Origin of the sequence: Vasconcelosia minhoensis LEGE 07310 (assembly GCF_015207255.1) — a bacterium.
GTDB classification, from domain to species: domain Bacteria; phylum Cyanobacteriota; class Cyanobacteriia; order Phormidesmidales; family Phormidesmidaceae; genus Vasconcelosia; species Vasconcelosia minhoensis.
Map to the genome: position 1 here is coordinate 174,331 of NZ_JADEXG010000001.1, position 16,294 is coordinate 190,624.

The following is a 16,294-nucleotide window of genomic DNA, read 5'->3' on the forward strand; positions in this document are numbered from 1 at the left end:
GACACAGTGACAGCCATCAGATCGATCAATGACGTTCATCAAGGAAACCGCTCCAATAGTTACGTCTCGCGGATCATACCATAATCGAGAAAGTTTCTCAATTAACTGATAGCAGCTTGAGCTCGAACTGATTGGGTGCGCCAGTAGTCACGCCGTTTGTCCATCACCGCTTATTCAGAATTATTCTGTCTTTCCCATGTGTAAAAGCTGGGCAAAGCGAGACCGGGGATTGTTGAGCAAAGTGGCGCGATCGCCATATTCCACCACCTGCCCCTGCTCCAGAATCAAAATCTGATCCGCTCGCTCTACCGTTTTCAGCCGATGGGCGATGATGATTCCCGTGCGGTGCTCTAACAGCCGGTCTACTGCCCGCTCAATCAGCTGCTCCGTCAGCGGGTCGAGCCGGGAGGAGGCTTCGTCTAGCATAACCAGCCCTGGATCCTTGAGAAATACCCGCGCAAATGCGAGCAGCTGGGCCTGCCCCGCCGAGACGCCACCGCTGTCTGCCCCCAACTGCGTATCTAGTCCCTGCGGCAGTGCCTTTAGCCAGGGCATCAAGCCCAGTGCCTCTAAGGTTTCCAAAATGGAGTCATCTGAAACGTGGGGGTCAAAGAAGGTGAGATTATTGCGGACTGTTGTCTGAAAGAGCTGTACCTCCTGAGTCACCATTCCCACATGCTGCGGTAATGCCCTCAGCGGCACCTGAGCGATATCGACGCCGCCCAGACAAATGCGCCCCTGCTGAATGTCATAGAGCCGAAGCAAGAGGCGGGCCAGGGTGCTTTTGCCGCTGCCGGTGCGCCCAATCAGGCCCAGAGTCTGGCCAGCAGGCAGGTAGAAGGTGAGGTTTTGAAGCGTATACTCCCCAGCCTCCCATTCCCCTATTCTCCTGCTCCCCTGCTCTACATACCCAAACCCAACGCCCTCAAATGATACCGACAGCGCCCCTTTAGGCAAAACGGCCTGTCCCTCGGATCGAAGCTGACTCTGGTGACTCAGCAAATCCTGAACCCGTTGAAAGCTGGCGGCGGCTTGCTGAAACTGTTCGAGTTCTTCGCGAATGCGTTCGATCGGATCTTGCAGCAGGGTGGCGTAGTAGAACAGCAGATAGACCGTACCGATGGTGATGGCGTTGCGATTCCAGAGATAGGCTCCGAGGGCAAGAGCGATCGCATTTCCCAAGGTAAATAGGCCGACGGTGCTACCCCAGAGCAGAGTGCTGGTAAAGCGAGCTTTGTGAAAGGCGGCCAGCCAGCGCCGCAGAATCTGGTAGAGCCGATTCATCACGTAGCCAACGGCACCGTTGGCGCGGATATCTTCCAGGCCACTCAGATGCTCGGCGACAAAGCCATAGAATTCGGCGCTGATTTGGCGATAGGTGCGCCAGGGGCCAACGGCTAGGGCCTGGAGTCGGGCCAAAATGCCCAGAGCCATTAAGGCAAATAGGCTCAGCCCCAGCCCCGCTCGCCAGTCTTCCAGCCACAGCATAACCAGCACGCCGACGACCAGTAGCCCATTGCCGATCACCTGCAGCACAAACTGAGAGAAAAAGCGGGAGAGCGCATCGACGTCGCCATCGACGCGCTCAATCAGCTCGCCGGGAGTGTGAGCCTTGTGAAAGGCCAGATCGAGATTCAGGCAGTGCTCTACCAGGTCCAAGCGGAGGGCGTTGGTGGCGCTCCAGGCGACGGTTTCGCCAAAGTAGGTGGAGGCAATCGTCAGCCCTTGGCGAATAATTGCGATCGCCATAAACCCCAAAGCAGCTCCCACCAGAATCCGCTGTGCTCCCCCGGCTACCGCCGTATCGATGAAGTAGCGCAAAATCTGGGGGTTAATTAACTGCAACCCAATCCCGCTCAGCAATGTAACAGATAGCCAGAATACCCGACCCCGCTGGGGTTTAAGGTAGGTGGCTAACAGCTGACGGTAGGAATGACTCGATCCACCCATGTAATTACAGTCCCGCAGTAGCCCCAAGCCAGTAGCTTAGCGAGAATAGAGACTCTGAAGGAGTCCTAACCGGAGTTTTTTGGCTCACTGCCGGAAGGATTCAATATGTATTGCTCCACATCGTCCAATATCCAGTCGGCTGCCAGGGGGCTATTGCCTGCACCCCAGTAGTGCCCCACCCGATACACCCGATTCTGCTGCACCGCTTGTAAGGTCTGCCAGAGCGGGTCAGAGCGAAGCTCCTCCAATTCGGCAGCCGCAGCGGCGGCAATCTCTGGAGTAGCTCCAAAGGTGGACATAAAAATAATATCGCCGTCAGCCTGGGGCAGCGCTTCACGGCTGATCAGCTTGACAAAAGGGGGCTGGTCGGGAGCTCCTTCATTTTGCGAAGGCGGGCGAGCAAGTCCCAGATCTGACAGAATAGAGCCGCCGAAGCAGTTTTTCAAATACAGCCCAATCTGGCCGGATTGAGCCAGTACTCGCACCAGAGACACCTGGATCTGCTGCCGCTCTTCACCCAGGCGAGCCTTCAAGTCCTCTATCCGCTGCTGATACTCCGCTAAAACCGCCGCTGCTTCCGCCTCCATCCCTAGAACTTCACCATGAAAGCGAAAAGGGCGCTGCCAGTCGGCGGTAGTCTGCATGTCAAATACTACGGTAGGGGCAATGACGGTCAGTTTGTCGTAGATGGTTTCGGCATCCCAGACACTAACGATGATTAAATCGGGCTGGAGAGCAGCAACGGCTTCTAAATTGATCTGCTCACTCTGTCCCAGCCGCTGGGCTTCAGGCACCCGATCTGAAATTTGCTGCAGCAAATTGTTGGGCACGCCGACCGGCCTGACCCCCAAAGAAAGCAAATCACCAACGGAGGTATGGTCAAGCGCAACAATCCGGGCTGGCCGAGCCGGAACACAGGTTTCTCCCATGGGATGCGGCACCACCCGGCAGTCTGCTAGGGAACCAGGCACCGTCGAGGCCGGCTGACAGGCCATAATTCCCAGTGCCACAGCGGCAGCTAGCAGCCAGTACCCGTTCAAGCGTAACTTGATCACACCATACCTCTTCTACATACTCTCTCGTCTACCCTTTCACTCTCCCATTCGCCTAGCCTGCTCAGAATGTGGCCCGATAGCCAACCGTCACCGTGCGCCCTGGTGCAGCTGTGCCAAAATTCTCGAACGGGCCATCGACTCGAAAGAGCTGGTCATACGCCGTAAAATACTGGTTATCTAGCAGATTGAGAATGCCAATTTGCAGCTCTCCTGGCCCCACCTGGATACTGCTGATGTAGTTCAGCACAGCGTAGCTAGAGATGGGAGCAGAATCAATTCCAGCCTCAAAGGCGCGATCGCGACTGCCCACATAGAGCAGCTGTAGCCGATTGCGCCAGCCCGGAGTGGTTTGATTTTCTAGATAGGCCGTGAGCTTCAGGGGCGAAATGTCAAACCCGCTAAAGGGCAGAAAGCCCTCGTCGTCATCAGCAAAGTCAGCCTCGCCTTCTGCCCAGCTCAGCGTACTGCCCAGCCGCCAGTTCCGGCCAGGCTGCCAGTCTACCGTCGCTTCTACGCCATAGACCCGCTCTGGTGCCCGCTCTAGCTCGAAGAAATTATCCCCATCGGTATCGACGAAAGCTGAGCCTAAGTTTGACTGATTGTAGAACCCGGCCAGACTCGCCTGTACGGTGTCCCACTCACCCCGTAACCCCAGCTCAAAGTTGTCCACTTTTTGCGGCTGCAAGTCTTCGATTCCTTCGTCAAAGCGAAATCCTTCCGAGGGTGCGAATAGCACGTCGGCAAAGCTCGGGACAGAGTAGCCCTGAGCAAAGCTGGCAAACAGGCCCAGCTCGTCGGTAACGCGGTACAGCCCCCCCAGGTTAAATACCACATCGTCAAACCGCTGACTGCCCCCTTGAATGTCGTCACCAAAAAGGGTCGTGTAGTCGTCAACTGAAACTGAAAAGTTTTCGTAGCGCAGCCCGCCCTGTAAAGCGACGCGATCGCTGATGTCCCACTGAGCCTGAGCAAACAGCCCCAGACTGTCCAGCTCGTAAGGCGGCACCACGATCACCTCATCAATCTTTTGGTAAACTCGGCCCCCGCTGGCATCGAAAACATTGGGGTCAAACAGGTTACGCGTGGAGCTAGTGTGCTCTTGGGAATAATCGACTCCCCACAGTAGACTTAAGGATTCGGCCAGCGGAGAATCGACTTGCAGCCGCGTTCCCCAGTTTTCCAATTCCAGCCGTCCCTGAAAAATACCCTGATTTCGCAGTCTGCGATCGCGCGGGTCGCTCTGTACCTCATTGTCACGGTAGTAGAGCTGGCCCTGCAGCTGGCTGCCCCAGAAATTCTCGTTGGCGTAGCTTAGGCTGAACAGAGCATTTCGATCCATCTGGGGGTCAGCCCCGATAAACTCAATGCCGTCTTCAAACACTCGGGCCTGAGGCTTTTGTAAGCCTGGCATTGCTGTAATGTCTGGGTCGGAAATCGCATCGGTATCGCGGCTGGTATCGTAATAGTTGGCGCTGAGCTGCAGCCGCTCCCGCGAGTTCAGATCCCAGCCTAGTCTGCCATAGAGGTTAAAGGTTTCGCTTTCGCTGGTGCCCTGCACCGTGGGAATGCGATCGCCCTCAGCATCAAAATCAGCTCCCGTATACTCGCGAGAGAAATTAAGGGCTAGATCGGAATCCGCATCATTTCCCGAAAAGCCCGCGCCAAAGTAGTTACCCAAGCTTTCCTCGGGCAGGCTACCCAGGGCTGCGCTCACCCCGCCCTCCACCGTGGCGCTGCGGCCAGGCTGATCGGCCTGACGAGTAATAATATTGATTACTCCGCCTGTAGCCCCCTGCCCGTAGACGGCTGACGGTCCCCGCACCACTTCAATCCGCTCGACTGCCGAAGGGGCAATGGTGCGGAGTTCTCGGCCAAAAAAGCTGCTAGCGTTAGTCGTTTGGGGGACGCCGTCGATCAGCACCAGCGGGGCTCGACCGCGAAAAGAGTTCGACGTATCGCTAAAGGCCCGTCCGCTAGGCGGGCCAAATCCCGGCACCGTAAAGGCCAGAATATCCTGCAAATCCCGGGATAGCGCTGTCTGCGCCTCAATTTCTTCCCGCGTAATCACCGTAACTGAGCGGGGGATATCGAGCGGGTCTTCTTCGGTCCGGGTGGCGGTGACGACGACGCGTAAGGGCGCGGCATCCTCAGCCTGAACGGTGGCGGTTCCGGCGGCCAGGCCAATGCTCAGGCGACCCGCTTCACTGCTGAGGTTGACTGCTGGCGCTGCCTCAATGCCAGTGACTGAAATGCGGACTGTGCGCTCATCTAGGGCTGTAACGCTAATGTAAGCCAGGCCCTCACCCGGGCTGACCGCTTGAAACTCGCTTCCATCCGGTAGGGCCAGTACCGCATTAGGAATTTCCAGAATCAGGGCATTGCCTTCCGTCGAAGTCGTGGGAGAAAGCGTACTCCCCGAAGCAGTTTCGATGACGAGCTGAGCTCCTGCAGCCGTTTGATCGATCCGAATCGCTGTGATTTCAGCTAGAGTGCCTTGGGCTATCTCTCTTTCCTCAATACTTTCTACAGTTTCCATTGCGCCGGGCTGAATCGTCGCTCCACTCTGAGGCTCAGCCCAGGCCGACTGAGCTAAAAGGATGGAGAAACTAGCGGCAATCCAGAGACCGCGTTGCACTTGCATTGACATAACCCTACACACCAAGAGAAAGAGCGAGATTGGCATATCCGTTACCGCCCAGGTAAGAATCTTTCTCAAGAGAATACAGAACTTTGGGGTGCCGCTAAAGTCAAAAATGTGCCTCAGCCGGAATAAGATGTGCCCGTAGCGGAATGAATGGGACCGAGTCCCTACCCGTGATCCCTAATCAGTTCCCGAGGGTTTACCCCAAACCGCTGGCGAAAGGCGGCGGTGAAGTGGCTTCGACTCAGATAGCCGACAGCATGGGCCGCCTGCTGCACGTTCAGCTCTCGCTCTAGCAGTAAGAGACGAGCCTGTTCTAGCCGCTGGGCCTGGAGGCAGCCAAAGACGGTAGTCTTAAATACCTGTCGAAATCCTCGCTTTAAGGTGCAGTCGTTGAGGCCGACCTGCCGGGCCAGCCCAATTAGGGAGGGAGGATTAACTAAGTCTTGCAGCAGGATCGCCTTTGCTTGCTGAATTCGCTCAACGTCATCGGGTCTCAAACGGTGAGCAGATACTGTTTTTTGGGGTAGGTCTGCGTCCAAAGTCAGCGCCACCAGCTCCATCACTTTCGCTTCTAGAAACAGCCGTCGAATTGGGCCTGAGTAGGGACATTGGAGCAGCTGCTGCAAAATCACCTTCAGGACAGGGGAGGTAGTGCGGCAGCAGCTCAAATAGGTCTGATCGGGTGCTTTTAGCAGGTCTCCAATTTCCGGCAGGTGAACTGTGGCGGTCTGCCCCATCAGAGTCTGAAGCACATCTGGCTCAAGATGCAGACTCAGGGATAGATGACGGGGGTGGGGTTCATACAGCATCTGTTTGGCCGGGGCCAACCCACTGCTGTAGAGCCAGTACTGACCGGCGGTATTGGCCCGTCCCCCCATATCGTCGCCGATGTCAAAATGGAGTTCGACTGGGTGAGCGCGATCGCAACAGTCCATCACGACGGGAGTCCGATGCTCGAGGTCACTGATTTCAATATCCAACCCTGGTCGGAGCTGAATCTCACGATAGTAACCCCGACCAAACTGCTCCGGATAGGCCCAGATTTGCTCAAATTCTCCTAAATCTGTCTGCTGACTTTGCGAGTCAATATTTTGCAAGTCGATATTAGAGGGGTGTTTAACTAAAGACCAAAAATCTTCTTGGGAAATAATCGGGGGCATGATGGCAATCGTAGTCCTCGACAGTCAACATTGAAGTAAACTAGTAGGAAGTCTTCTCATTATTTTTCCACGAGACATTTCCTATAGATAGGCAAGGCTGGCATTCGTGGACCGTCACCAATTCTTTGGTGGGTCATCAATATGGCCAGAAATACGGACGCAGGTTCTACTTGACAGGTTTTCTCAATAGCTATAGTATCTTATCTTAATGCCAATAGCTTTTAATAGCGAACGGCCAGAACGATCTGTAGGAGTGTAGTTCGTTCTAGCTTTTGGCGGGTGCGTTCTGTTTGACGGCTTAAATTCGTTAGTGCATATATCCTCCTGTTTTGGGCTCTCAGGCCCTTTCTGGAGGGAAGTTTTGCCTGTCAACATTTTCGGTATGACAAAACAGTGTGAGGAATATCGCGTGATAATTAAACAAGATTTGGTCAATTTTGCCCTTCTAGGTGGACTGGTAGGTGGACTGACCATGGCCTGTATTCAACCCGCTTGGGCCGAGGGAGCTCAGATTACGGGAATTCGCCTGAATCCCTATGAAGGCGGACTTTCATTGATTTTAGAGACGGATAGCCCCGCGCTTGACAATATTTTTCAGGCTAGCGCTGGAAATGCCTTAATTTTTGACCTTACTGCGACTCAGTTGCAGCTGCCAGAGGGCGGTGACTTTCGTCAAGTAAACCCGGCGGAGGGCATTGCTGAAGTCACCGTCACCCCCCTCGATCCGCACAGCGTCCGGGTGCGGGTCGTCGGTACGGTAGCCGCTCCCGATAGCCAAATCGAGCAGACGCCTCAGGGAATCGTGCTGAACCTGACTCCCCAGGCCGTGGCTACTCAGCCTGAGCAAGAGATTCCCAGCGAAGATGAAGCGATTGTCGATTCGGTGCCGCCTGCACCCATGGAGAATACTGGCGAATTAGAAGAGCCAGCCGAGGACGGGGTCGCCGCTCCAGCGCCGTTGCGAATTGTGGTAACCGCAACCCGTAGTGAAGCAGAAGAATCCGACGTCACGCGATCGCTGACGGTGATCACCCGCGAACAGATCGAACAGCAGTCAGCAGTCACCCGCAACCTGGGAGATATTCTAGGACAGCTTGTCCCCGGTCTGGCACCGGGTAACCAGAGTCTGAGCGAATTTGGTCAGTCTCTGCGGGGGCGAAATCCGCTGGTGCTGATCGACGGCGTGCCTCAGTCCACGAATCGAAACGCCTTTCGCAACATTCGGATTATTGATCCCAGCGTGGTCGAGCGGATAGAAGTTCTACGGGGACCGACCGCTCTCTATGGAGATGGGGCCACTGGTGGCATTATCAACATCATTACCCGACCGGGCGGGGAGGGAGAACCGGAGTTCAGTACTAGTGCTGGGCTGAATGGGTCTCTGAGTGAAGTTGACGCCGACAGTCTGGGGGGAATTCTTCAGGTCGGTGTCGCGGGTCGAGAAGGCGAGTTCGACTATCGCTTCAGCGGCTCCTTCGAGCGGATTGGGAGTCTATTTGACGCGGAGGGCGATCGGATTCCGCCAGATCAGCTGAGCACCCAGGGCAGCCTGGCGGATACCAATACTCTGAATCTGTTTGGCAAGCTGGGCTGGGAATCGGAGGATCACCGGCTTCAATTTACGATTAACCACTTCAATACTCGCCAGGACACCGACTTCATCACCGACCCCAGCGTCAACCAATTTCCGCCGGGAGACCAGAAAGCGCGGGCACGGGCCGGACTGGAACTCGACGATCAGTCTGCCATTCGCAATACGTTTCTAAATCTGGACTACAGCCATCCCAGTCTGTTCTGGAACAGTCGCGTCCATGCTCAGCTTTACTATCGGGACTACCTGACGCGATTTTTTCCCTTTGACGGAGAACGATTTGGCCGCGTGACGCCCGAAGGCTTCAGAATTTTTCAGTCCCGGGTCGAGTCAGAAGAACTCGGCGCTCGGATAGAATTAGAAACGCCCTTGGTCGAAGACCAGCTGACGCTGCTGACTGGGCTAGACTATGCCGATGAGGACTCGGTTCAGCCGGTAACCATTTTTGATAATCAGGCCTTCGACGCGAGTGACGGCCTGGTATTTAACCCAATTGGCGACCGCCCCTGGGTGCCGCCCCTGAATCAGAGAAACCTGGGCCTATTTGCTCAGCTCCAGTGGCAGCCGCTCGAAAAGCTGCTAGTACGTGGCGGCGTCCGGCACGAGCGGATTGGCGTCAACGTTGACACGTTTACGACCCTCGATGGCAATACGATTCCGGGCGGAGAGCTGAACTACGATGCGACCCTGTTTAACCTCGGGCTGGCCTACAATCTCACCGACCAGCTGGACGTTTTTGCTGACTTTGCCCAGGGCTTTTCAATTGCCGATGTTGGCCTGGTGCTGCGCGGTGCACCGGCCGGGTTTTCGGTCGAAACGCTCGATCCAGAAGCCCAGCAGGTGGACAGCTATGAGCTCGGTTTGCGAGGCAGCTGGGACAGCGTACAGGCTTCGCTGGCCGGGTTTTACAACGAGTCGAACTTAGGCACGACCTTTGACCGAGAAACCCTGGAGATTGTGCGTGCCCCTGAGCGGGTGTATGGGGTTGAGGCTGCCGTCGATGCGCAGCTCTCAGAGGTCTGGCAGATTGGCTCTACCCTCAGCTTCGTCGAAGGCGACAACGACGTGGACGATGACGGCGAGTTCCGACCGCTGACGGGCTTTCGCATTCCTCCGATTAAGTGGACCGCCTATGTTGAGAATGAAACCCTGCCCGGCTGGCGCAATCGGCTACAGCTGCTCTATTCTGGCGGTCGCGATCGCGCTTTTAACGAAGGCGTGGACTTCAGAGACGTAGACGATTATGTCGTGCTAGACCTGATCAGCAGCGTTGCCCTGGGCGATGGCACCCTCCAATTAGGGATTCAGAATCTGCTGAATAATCAATACTTCACCGCGCCCTCCCAGCTGCTGCGGCTGCGCACTAACGACTCCTTTACTGCTGCCTCGGGCAGAACCTTTTTCCTGCGCTACGGAATTGACTTTTAAGTTTGGGTCAAGAAAATTCGATAGAGGTCGTCCAGCATCTGATTAGCCGCCAACACACCGCCCGCGGTGTTCCAATACACGTCATTGACTTCATAGGTATTGTTAGCCTGGACCACGTCTAAGCTCTGCCAGAGGGGATGGCTGGTCCAGGCCTGCTCTGTCTGACTGGCTTCTCCTTCACCCTGGTCAAAGGTCATATAGAACAGCACGTCGCCGTCCATGAGAGCAATCTGTTCATAGCTCACTTCATCGGCAAATTCGTTCTTTTGCTGAGCCGGCGGCCGGCGAAAGCCAATCTGTTTGAGGATGCGACCGGCAAAGTTATCTTCGTAGTAAATCCGAGCTGTCCCAGGCAAAAATCTGACCAGAGAGATTTCCTGCTGTAGGCGATCGCCCATCTTTTCCTGAAAGTCTTCAATCCGCCGATCCCAGTCAGCCATAATCTGGTCGGCCTCGGCCTGCCGGTTCAATGCCTGGCCATACAAACGCAAATTTTCCTGCCAGTCTGCCCCCAGGGTTTCGCTAAAGACGGTCGGCGCGATCGCGGATAGCTGTCCATAGATCTGAGCGTGGCGAACTTTACTACCCAAAATCAAATCGGGCTTGAGCGCCGCAATTCTCTCTAGGTTAGGCTGTAGCTCAGCTCCGACAACCGCAACGTCTCGCATCTCCCCTTGAATATAGGCGTAGTAAGGGTCGCCCAGCCAGGACTCAACCGCGCCGACAGGCTGTAGGCCTAGCGCTAGGAGGTGATCCGTCGCCTCGTTTGTCAGTACGACAACGCGCTGGGGCGTTCCCTCAATGGCGGTTACTCCCATAGCGTGGTCGATCTTGTGAACCGTTGGGCCTGGCTCAACCTGGGCAATAGGCTGAGACTGCTGGGCTTGAGTACATCCCCCTAGGCCCACTAGGGATAGACCCATCAACACAACCGCGGAGACGGCTGTTCTTGAACGGAAGGCACTTTGCGACAAAATCAGGCGTAAGTTCAACAATGCGGCTCCTGTAATTCGGCTTATAGGGCTATCCAGATTACAGCCTGGCTCCCATATAGCGGCTATTACAGATATATTGCCACGATTATTGTCAGGAAGAGCGTCTAACCTGTCAGATACGGGCCATCAGATACGGGCCATCAGATACGGAAAGAGCACAATAAACCTGGTAGCCCTGCGACTTTAACTCAACTTTATCTGCCAAGAAGCAGAGCAAAGTAAGCCAGTAAATCAGCCCGAGTGTTGAATAGGACCTAAGGGACTTAATCATGCCCCCCTCAGCGGTAGGGGTTTGAAAAGTTTGCAACTGCCAAAGCTGTTATCTGACCAGGGCTAGCGCATCTGAGAAAGCTAGAAGGCAATTCTCTGATGTACGCCCCCTGAAGGTCGGCACATTGATGGGATCTTGTCCTGTATCCCACTGGTGCGGTCAACCGCTAGCACCTAAGTACGTGGACCTAATTAAACTCCTGATGACCAGCTTTGCCCTCATCCCCCTGCCCCTTCTCCCCGGGTGAGAAGGGGAGCCGGACTCAAAGCCCCTCGCCCCGTGGGAGAGGGGTTTGGGGTGAGGGTGAGGCCAAAGCATAGCAGGTCTTACAAATAATTGGGCTAGCCTACTTAAAGCGCCAAAATCGCCATCCAAGCAATGGCGGTTTTGGCGATGACGGCATAGTCCATTTCAAAGCTAAAGTTCACGCTTTCGCTAAAATCCCCAACAGGGCACCGGATGAAATAGCGAAAAATTTGAGGATTTAGAAGCAGCATCACGGCCAGCCACAGCACCCGGCCGCCCTGGGGTTTGAGATAGGTGGCTAACACCTGGCGATAGGACTGGCTAGGGCGACTCATGCCGGAGGTTCCTGGGGAATCGTTCCTGGGGAATCAGCCAACAGCTTAGCGAGAACAAGACCAGAGCGGGCCTCCTAACCGGAGCTTTTTGGCTCCTAGCCGGAAGAATTGAGTGATGCGGAGCTTTGGGTTTTAACGACGACGATGCTCGGAGCGAGTTTGGCGGTTATCAGCAGTACGGTAGTGAACCGGCGCTGCCAATGCTGCTAGCTGGAGACGGTCGCTGGCCTAATCAGGCTTTCCCGCCGCGATCGCTGATTCCAGCGCCTCAATTCCGGCCTGGGCGACTTCGACATCCTGCTGGCCGGTGCCTGAGCCGACGCCGATGGCCCCGACGACCTGACCGTCGATCGTAATCGGCAGGCCGCCCTTGAGGTTGGTGAGCTGACCGCCCGTGGCAAACGCCAGCCTGGCTTCAACGTCGGCAGGCACCCCGCCGGTGGGGACTCGACTCGATGCCGCCGTGACCGCCTTTTGGGTGGCCGAGAGCTGACTCAGCACCTTGGCGCCATCCATGCGAACGTAGGCCAGCAGATTGCCGCCGCGATCGACAATGGCAATGCACTGGGGCACGTTCATCGCCTCGGCTTTCGCGATCGCGCCCTGCAGCACCGTCATCGCCGCCTGGTGGGTGAGTTCCTGGGTTTGTCGTAAATACATCGGGGCCTCTAATACTCTTCTGGTACTCTTCTGGCGCTATTCTGCTGATACAATCGCCGCGACTAGGTTACTCCCCGGCGTGCCCTGGTGCTCATTACCCGCCGAGGCCAGAATCATCGGGTCGCCCGTAATCGAAGCGACGACGGCATTGGCGACGGCCTTGGCCATAATTCCGGCATAGCCCGAGAGAAAGTCGCTGTGGATGGTGTGGCGGCGATCGCGAACGGCGGTGACGGCATCGGCCCCGCAGTTGACGAACATCTGAACAATACGCGACTGCTGGTCGGCGAGGGGCTGGCTGAGGCCAGCGGAGTTCAACGCTGCATAAACGCCGTCCGTAGCCAGCTGATCGGCCATGATGCCGTGACCGACGCGGTAGGGACTGACCGACTGGTCTGAGTTACCCATGACTAAAATCCGGCAGGCCGACTGCTCGCCCCCGGCGGAAACCGAACCGCGCTGGGTATAGAGGTTGCGATCGCGATTGATCACCCCTTCCGTCAGCTTGGCCTCGGGGATTTCTTCTAAAGCCAAGGCAATGCCCAAAGCGCTGGCCCCCTTAGCCATCGAGCTGGCCTGACCTAGATTTTGGCTCACCACTGATACTCCCCGCTGGGCTGCTGCGGCGAGCCGGGCCGGGGTCATCGCCGGGCATTTGACCTCGACGCAGTGGACGTCTTCGAGTTCGGTAATGCCCGCATCTGCGATCGCGCCCTGCACGGCGTTAGCGACCAGCTTCACCTGGCTGAGAGTACCGTATTCCTCTGGCTGTAGTACCCGCGTATTGGCTGTTCCCACTGTCAGTCGTTTACCGGCGGGCCGGGCCGGAGCGGCGACGGTCCGTCGGGTAAAGACCGTATAGTGGGGACTCATTAGCCCGCCACAGAGGCCGATCATCATCATCGGAATGCGGTCAAAGACGGCCTGGGGTGAAATGTCGAGATAGTCTGCAAGCAATAGCTGTAGACAGAGTGAGGCATAGCCGCGAGCATAGCCGGTGCCCTCCGTCTGGGCGATGATGCCGACGATGGTTTCCGCCTGAATCTGGCCTGACTCCAGCCGCGCTTTCAGCTCGCTGACGTCCTCCGGCGCGCTCATCGGCAGCCGAAATACGCCTACGTCCACCCAGTTCTGGTCTGTCATCAATCTCGTCTCCTAGAGTACTGGCTTCAGGCGGTGAGCACGCTGCGCGCTGCCGCCAGGGTGGAATGGATATGGTCTAGAGAAAGCGCGATCGCCCTTTCCACATCCTGGGCTTGGAAGGTCGCTAAAATCTGCCGATGTTCCCGCTCCGAGGCGTCCCGCTGGGCCATACTTTCCGAGAAAGACAGATTGATATAGATAGTGGCGATATCCGACAGACGCTCTAGCACGCTCTGGAGGTGCTGATTGGGTTTGGCCCCGTAGAGCTGGGTGTGGAAGTCGCGGTTTAGGGCAATCCAGCGGGTCTGATCGGTCTCGGCTTCCATCTGGTCGAGTACGGCGGCGGCCCGCTCAATCTGCGGCGGCGTGATGTGGCTCAGACCTCGGCAAATGCTGGCGGGCAGCAGGGCGGCGCGGACTTCGAAAATGTCTTCCAGCTCGGCTAAAGTCGGCACGTGAACCACGGCTCCGCGAAAGGCGTCGAGGTCAATCAGCCCCTGACTGTTGAGCTCCCACAGCGCCTCGCGGATGGGCGTAACGCTGACCTTCAGCGCTTCTGCCAGTTCGGCCTGGACTAAGCGAGTTCCCGGCGGCAGCTCTCCCGAGAGAATCGCCCGGCGCAGGTAGTCCATCACGTTAGCCTGGGTGGTGCGAGAGAGGCCCTTAGCTCCCGACAGCGCCCCCGACAGCGTCGATTTGGCAGTCACACAATCTCCTTAGTTTCAAGTCCCAAATCTAAAATCACGGTTTTAGAATCGAAATTTTGTAGCCTGAGCTACAGCAGCTGACTCAAATGACAACTTTCATATATCATATATGTTGCTGAAAACACAAGGAGGTTCAGTCTGTTAGCGGAATTCCCTTCTGGCACTGGGGGCAGTCTGCGGGCGAGATCGCGTCCATGCCCTCTAGGGTGATTAGAACTTCTACCGGGCAGGCCAGATCGACTTCAAACAGTCCCTTCGTCGCGATTAAGCCTACGCCGACCGGCTCGGCCTGGGCCTGGCGAACAATCTGAATCAGCTGTTTGGCCGTGCCGCCGGTGGTGGTAACGTCATCGACAATTAAAACCCGCGCTTGGGGAGGAAATGAAAAGCCATCAATCAGCTGATAGTGATGATCGATTTGACGCGCGATCGCGACTTTTGCCTTCAGCCGTTTGGCGACTTCAAAGGTCAGAATGCTGCCCGCCTCATTGGCCCCCAGAACATAGTCAATATCGGCGGAAAATCGGCTGGCCAAAGCGTCAAATAAAAACTGTGATTCTAACGGACTTTGGAATAGCTTAACACACCGGAAGAAGCGACTGCTGTGTAGGCCGCTGGCGAGCTGAAAATGGCCTGTTTGCAGAGCTCCCGTCGTCTCTGAGAGCTGCTTAAACTGAGTTTCTAAGCTGGATTTTGTCATAGCCGTTGATTCGTGCGAGCTGCTGTTTTCGCCTCTATCATACCCGAGCTATGCGCTCGAAAAAATAGCGTTTGAGCCAGACCTGATTGGCGTCACGGATATCATTGGCAGGCTGAGTAAAGCTTAACTTAACTAAATTGGAGAGGTTGCTATTTAGTATCGACAGGAAATGTTTTAGTATCTTAAAATACAGCTTTTAGCGCTATTTTATTTCAAGATCAGACGCCGATAGAATTCAGGAATCAGGTTCCTGCAAAAGAAACACAAAAAATTATGAGAAAATCTTTTTCAAAGCCGCTAGGACTAGGCGCGATCGCGCTTTCGGCTCTCCTATTCGTCACAGCTTGCCAGAGCCCGCCAGACTCTGCCACGGCTGAAGATGCCCAGTCCGAAGCGACAACAGAAGTCGCGGCTGACGCTGAGCCGCAGTCCCTAACGCCGGTCAAGTTTACCCTCTCCTGGCTGCTGCAGGGGGTCGATGCGCCCATGACCCTGGCGATGGAGCGGGGCTACTTTGCCGAAGAGGGGATAGATTTACAATTCGAGCGGGGCTATGGCTCCGCCGATACCGCCAGTAAAATCGCTGCCGGCCAGTATGACATGGGCTTTGGCGATATGTATTCGATGATTGAGTTTAATCAGCAAAACCCCGACCAAAAGCTGGTTGCAGTTGCGGTTCCCTATAACAAAGCTCCCTTCGTGCTGGTGGCGCTGGAGGAAAGCGGCATCGACTCGATTGAAGACATGGCGGGTAAGAAGCTGGGCGCCCCCGCCGGTGATGCGCCCCGCCGCCTTTGGCCGGTGCTGGCGGAAGAGGTCGGCGTGGAGGCCGACTCGGTGGAATGGGTGACGATGGAGCCGAAGCTACGGGAAACCTTTTTGCTCCAGGGTGAGGTCGATGCGATCAGCGGCTTCATTTACTCGATGATGCCGTCCCTAGTGAAGGGAGGTAAATCCGAAGACGACCTGAATATCTTCTACTACACCGACAACGGCCTCAACTTTTATGGCAATGTTGTGCTGGTCAAAGAATCTTTTCTGGAAGAAAACCCCGAACTGGTCGAAGGCTTTATCACAGCCTACATCAAAGGGCTTCAGGATACGCTGAAGGACCCGGAGGCCGGACTAGATAGCGTCATGGCGGTGGGCGACGACCTGATGGAGCGCGATGCTGAAAAGCTACGCCTCCAGATTGCCTTGAACAACCTGATCGTCAGCGCAGAAGTCGAAGCAAACGGCATTGGCGCGGTTGACTCAGAGCGGCTGAAGGAGAGCATCGCCCAAACGGTGGAGGGCTTCGACCTAGAGACGACGCCGGCTGTGGAAGAGGTCTTTGACGGCAGCTACCTGCCACCGTTAGAAGAGCGGCAGCTGCCGCCCGAATCGGAACGCCAGTCTTTGGAATAAGC

The 16,294-nt window shown here is 56.0% G+C and carries 12 protein-coding genes; 2 read left to right on the forward strand and 10 right to left on the reverse strand.

The window, feature by feature from the left end; translation table 11 throughout:
• Positions 1-180: 180 nt before the first annotated feature.
• The 4 genes from IQ241_RS00875 to IQ241_RS00890 all read right to left on the reverse strand — a co-directional run bounded on the left by IQ241_RS00875 (position 181) and on the right by IQ241_RS00890 (position 6,809).
• On the reverse strand, positions 181-1,950 hold the full coding sequence (locus IQ241_RS00875; protein ID WP_193904513.1) for an ABC transporter ATP-binding protein: 1,770 nt from the start codon (positions 1,948-1,950) through the stop codon (positions 181-183).
• A gap of 65 nt (positions 1,951-2,015) precedes the next feature.
• The gene (locus tag IQ241_RS00880) at positions 2,016-3,005 is read right to left on the reverse strand and encodes an ABC transporter substrate-binding protein (protein ID WP_322743526.1); all 990 of its coding nucleotides are present in this window, start codon (positions 3,003-3,005) and stop codon (positions 2,016-2,018) included.
• Positions 3,006-3,066: 61 nt separating this feature from the next.
• Positions 3,067-5,646, reverse strand: coding sequence for a TonB-dependent receptor domain-containing protein (locus tag IQ241_RS00885; protein WP_193904514.1), 2,580 nt, complete (start codon positions 5,644-5,646; stop codon positions 3,067-3,069).
• 167 nt (positions 5,647-5,813) lie between these two features.
• Positions 5,814-6,809, reverse strand: a complete 996-nt coding sequence (locus IQ241_RS00890; protein ID WP_193904515.1) for a helix-turn-helix transcriptional regulator — start codon at positions 6,807-6,809, stop codon at positions 5,814-5,816.
• A 409-nt stretch (positions 6,810-7,218) separates the two neighbouring features.
• On the opposite strand from IQ241_RS00890, the gene IQ241_RS00895 reads away from it, so the two are divergent.
• A complete protein-coding gene (locus IQ241_RS00895) occupies positions 7,219-9,828 on the forward strand; it encodes a TonB-dependent receptor domain-containing protein (RefSeq protein WP_322743527.1) in 2,610 nt (869 codons plus the stop codon).
• Here the strand turns inward: IQ241_RS00895 and IQ241_RS00900 are convergent.
• The 6 genes from IQ241_RS00900 to IQ241_RS00925 form a co-directional block, all read right to left on the reverse strand.
• A complete protein-coding gene (locus IQ241_RS00900; RefSeq protein ID WP_193904516.1) occupies positions 9,825-10,751 on the reverse strand; it encodes an ABC transporter substrate-binding protein in 927 nt (308 codons plus the stop codon). The two genes, IQ241_RS00895 and IQ241_RS00900, sit on opposite strands and share 4 nt — an antisense overlap.
• A gap of 693 nt (positions 10,752-11,444) precedes the next feature.
• Complete coding sequence (locus IQ241_RS00905) at positions 11,445-11,675, reverse strand: hypothetical protein (protein ID WP_193904517.1); 231 nt, start codon at positions 11,673-11,675, stop codon at positions 11,445-11,447.
• Positions 11,676-11,903: 228 nt separating this feature from the next.
• On the reverse strand, positions 11,904-12,335 hold the full coding sequence (locus IQ241_RS00910; RefSeq protein WP_193904518.1) for a GlcG/HbpS family heme-binding protein: 432 nt from the start codon (positions 12,333-12,335) through the stop codon (positions 11,904-11,906).
• Positions 12,336-12,371: 36 nt separating this feature from the next.
• Positions 12,372-13,478, reverse strand: coding sequence for a ring-opening amidohydrolase (locus IQ241_RS00915; RefSeq protein WP_193904519.1), 1,107 nt, complete (start codon positions 13,476-13,478; stop codon positions 12,372-12,374).
• Between the two features lie 26 nt (positions 13,479-13,504).
• A complete protein-coding gene (locus IQ241_RS00920) occupies positions 13,505-14,185 on the reverse strand; it encodes a GntR family transcriptional regulator (RefSeq protein WP_193904520.1) in 681 nt (226 codons plus the stop codon).
• A gap of 133 nt (positions 14,186-14,318) precedes the next feature.
• Positions 14,319-14,885 (reverse strand): orotate phosphoribosyltransferase, encoded by a 567-nt coding sequence (locus IQ241_RS00925; protein ID WP_193904521.1) that lies wholly within the window; start codon positions 14,883-14,885, stop codon positions 14,319-14,321.
• 273 nt (positions 14,886-15,158) lie between these two features.
• Here IQ241_RS00925 and IQ241_RS00930 point away from each other — a divergent pair, with 273 nt between their 5' ends.
• Entirely contained in the window at positions 15,159-16,292 is a 1,134-nt protein-coding gene (locus IQ241_RS00930) for an ABC transporter substrate-binding protein (protein ID WP_193904522.1), read from the forward strand.
• Positions 16,293-16,294 lie beyond the last annotated feature (2 nt).